Genomic DNA, 1,283 nt, shown 5'->3' with positions numbered 1-1,283 from the left:
GTCTGGGCCAGCCGCGGCTGACGCCCCTCCGCCACGACGCCCCCCGGTCCGGGGACCAGGGGGCGTCGTGGCGGAGGGGCGTCAGCCGCGGCTGGCCCAGACCGCGCGGCGGCTGTCGTACTCGACGAGGTTGCCGTCGTCCTGCATGACGAGCTTGTAGGGGCCGACCGACGCGGCGGGCGGGACGACCGACCATCCGCTCGTCGTCTCGGTGCCCACGGCGATCTGCCCGCTGGTGTCGAGGGCGAAGAAGCCGCCTGCGCGGGTGGTCTTCGACGCCCAGATCGGGCCGTTCTTGCCGTAGACGACGAAGTTGCCGTCCGCCTGCATCACCGCTCGGTAGACGCCGTTCGCGGAGCGGAGGAAGCTGCCCGCCTCGAGCGAGTTCGCCGCGTAGAGGGTGGTCGAGGGGAAGGCGGCCTGGCTGGTCCAGATCACGTCGTCGGACGGGTTCACGATGATCAGCGAGCCGGCGTTGTTGATGCCCAGGCGGAGGTCCTTGCCGCGCGTGCCCGAGAACCACTTGACGGAGCCGTCGGAGCCGTAGATGACGGCGTTGCCGTCCTTCTGCATGGTGATGCGGTTGCCGGAGCCGCCGGTGCCGGTGCCCCAGACGGCGCCCTGGGGGCCGTAGCCGACGAAGTTGCCGTCGTTCTGCATGACGGCGCTGAAGCGGCCGTCGGCGGAGGTGAGCTGGTGGACGGGGCGGAGGGTCTGCTCCGTGAACAGCGTGTCGGTCACCGGCTCGGCGATGACGCGGCGGACGCTGCTCGCCCAGGCGGGCGAGCCGTTCTCGCGGTAGACGACGAGGTTGCCGTCGGGCTGCATGATCACCGAGGCGCCCGCTTCGTTGATCGTGTTCGTGCTCCACACGGGGCCGCCCTTGGCGGAGTAGACGACCATGTTGCCGTCGGTCTGCATGACCAGGTGGTCGCCGCGGCCCTGGGTGTTCGTCGCGAAGGTGGGGCGGCCCTGCGGGTCGTAGACCACCGCGTTGCCGTCGGTCTGCATCCGGAACGAGTAGCCGTTCGTGCCCGAGACGATCCGCTGTCCGGCGGCCAGCTCCTCGCCGCCGACGAGGGCGTTGTAGTAGCTGACGGCCGCGCGGGCGGTCTGCTGGGCGGCCTCGGGCGACTCGCTCGCGGGAGCGAGGCCGGTCGGCGCCTCCTCGGAGGAGGACAGGGGCTTCTGCGGGTTCTCCGCGGCGAGGGCCGGGGTCGCGCCGAAGAGCAGGGCACCGGTCGCGACGAGCGCGATCAGCCCGGAGGCGAGGGGGCGGGGGG

Annotated in this window: 1 protein-coding gene; it reads right to left on the bottom strand. The window is 72.0% G+C overall.

Annotated features, from left to right (window positions below):
- Window positions 1-81 precede the first annotated feature (81 nt).
- The coding region (locus C5C57_RS17500; protein ID WP_104297940.1) for a hypothetical protein at window positions 82-1,283 on the bottom strand (1,202 nt) is incomplete at its 5' end.

The organism is Rathayibacter sp. AY1C5 (assembly GCF_002931705.1).
Lineage (GTDB): Bacteria > Actinomycetota > Actinomycetes > Actinomycetales > Microbacteriaceae > Rathayibacter.
Note: the sequence above shows the minus strand (reverse complement) of the source record. Positions and strands in the feature narration are given on the sequence as shown.